We start from the raw sequence: 2,014 nt of genomic DNA, 5'->3' as shown, positions 1-2,014 counted from the left end.
CGAGCGGGTGCGCTCGGTCTCGCTGCTGTCGCGCCTGCTGTCCCGGCCCGAGCTCGGCGCCATGGCCGGCACCGTGCTGGTCTTCGTCTTCTTCGGCATCACCGCCGGCAGCTCCGGCATGTTCAGCGCCGACGGCATCTCGAACTGGCTGGTGGTCTCGGCCCAGCTCGGCATCCTCGCGGTCGGCGCCAGCCTGTTGATGATCGCCGGCGAGTTCGACCTGTCGATCGGCTCGATGATCGGCTTCGCCGGCATGATGATCGCGATCCCGACCGTGTTCTTCGGCTGGCCGGTCTGGCTGGCGCTGGTGTTCACCTTCGCCGGCGCGATGGCGATCGGCGCCTTCAACGGCTGGCTGGTGGTGCGCACCGGCCTGCCCAGCTTCATCGTCAGCCTGGCCTTCCTGTTCATCCTGCGCGGCATGACCATCGCCCTGTCGATCCTGTTCACCAACCGCACCATCGTCGGCGGCGTGAAGGACCCGGCGGCGACCGACTGGCTGGCGCCGCTGTTCAGCGGCACCGTGCTGGACGGGGCGTTCCGCTGGGCCGCCGGCGCCGGGCTGATCGAGACCTTCCCGGATGGCAGCCCGATCGTCCCCGGTCTGCCGATCCTGGTGGTGTGGTGGGTGGTGCTGACCGTGTTCGGCGCCTGGCTGCTGCTGCGCACCCGCTTCGGCAACTGGATCTTCGCCGTCGGCGGCGACCCGGTGGCGGCGCGCAACATGGGCGTGCCGGTGGCGCGGGTGAAGATCCTGCTGTTCATGGGCACCGCCTTCTGCGCCACCGTCTTCGCCGCCTGCCAGGTGATGGAGTTCGGCTCCGCCGCCGCCGACCGCGGCCTGCTGAAGGAGTTCGAGGCCATCATCGCCGCCGTCATCGGCGGCACGCTGCTGACCGGCGGCTACGGCTCGGTGATCGGCGCCGCCTTCGGCGCGCTGATCTTCGGCGTGGTGCAGATGGGCATCTTCTATTCCGGCGTGAACACCGACTGGTTCAAGGTGTTCCTCGGCGCCATGCTGCTGCTGGCCGTGATCGTCAACAACTACATCCGCCGCAAGGCGACGGGAGGCCGCTCATGACCCGTGCCGACACGATCCAGTCCCGCGCGCCGCTGATCGAGCTGCGCTCCGTCTCCAAGTTCTTCGGCTCGGTGGTGGCGCTGAAGGACATCTCGATGTCCGTCCGCCCCGGCGAGGTGCTGGCCCTGCTGGGCGACAACGGCGCCGGCAAGTCGACCCTGATCAAGACCCTGTCCGGCGTGCACCAGCCCAGCGGCGGCCAGCTGCTGGTCGAGGGCAAGGAGGTCAGGTTCCGCTCGCCGCGCGACGCGCTCGACCACGGCATCGCCACCGTCTACCAGGACCTGGCGATGGTGCCGCTGATGAGCATCACCCGGAACTTCTTCATGGGGCGCGAGCCGACGCTGGGCTGGGGCCCCGCCCGGCGGCTGGACATGGACAAGGCCAACGCCGTGGCGCTGGACGCGATGAAGCAGATCGGCATCGATGTGCGCGACCCCAGCCAGGCGGTCGGCACCCTGTCGGGCGGCGAGCGGCAATGCGTCGCCATCGCCCGCGCCGTGCATTTCGGCGCCAAGGTGCTGATCCTGGACGAGCCGACCTCGGCGCTGGGCGTCAAGCAGGCCTCCGGCGTGCTGCGCTATATCGTGCAGGCACGGGCGCGCGGCCTGGGCGTGATCTTCATCACCCACAACGTGCACCACGCCTATCCCGTGGCCGACACCTTCACCCTGCTGAACCGCGGCAAGTCGCTGGGCACCTTCCCCAAGAGCGAGGTCAGCCGCGAACAGGTGCTGGAGATGATGGCCGGCGGCCAGGAGCTGGCAAGCCTGACCGCCGAGCTCGCCGAATTCGAACGCAGCGACACCGCGGCTTAGGGCGCCGATAGCCCCGGCCGGCTTGGTTTCTTGAGTCCCCCCTCCCCTTGCGGGAGGGGGTTAGGGGGAGGGGTCGGCGCCGCCAGAGGAATGCCGCTTCTGCTCCTTGCATCGA

2 protein-coding genes are annotated in these 2,014 nt (G+C 69.3%); both read left to right on the top strand.

The window, feature by feature from the left end:
- Nucleotides 1-1,081: ABC transporter permease (locus tag AC3XYG_RS19450; protein ID WP_489141511.1), on the top strand; the 1,081-nt coding region annotated here is incomplete at its 5' end.
- Complete coding sequence (locus AC3XYG_RS19445) at nucleotides 1,078-1,899, top strand: ATP-binding cassette domain-containing protein (protein ID WP_489141510.1); 822 nt, start codon at nucleotides 1,078-1,080, stop codon at nucleotides 1,897-1,899. The genes AC3XYG_RS19450 and AC3XYG_RS19445, both read left to right, overlap by 4 nt.
- Nucleotides 1,900-2,014: the final 115 nt, after the last annotated feature.

It is taken from the genome of Inquilinus sp., assembly GCF_057815775.1.
The sequence above is the reverse complement of the archived record's forward strand: the minus strand, read 5'-3'. Positions and strand labels throughout refer to the sequence as shown.

What these genes read in the sequence shown, in the direction of transcription:
- AC3XYG_RS19445 (WP_489141510.1), top strand. Translation starts at nt 1,078, where the DNA reads ATGACCCGTGCCGACACGATCCAGTCCCGCGCGCCGCTGATCGAGCTG.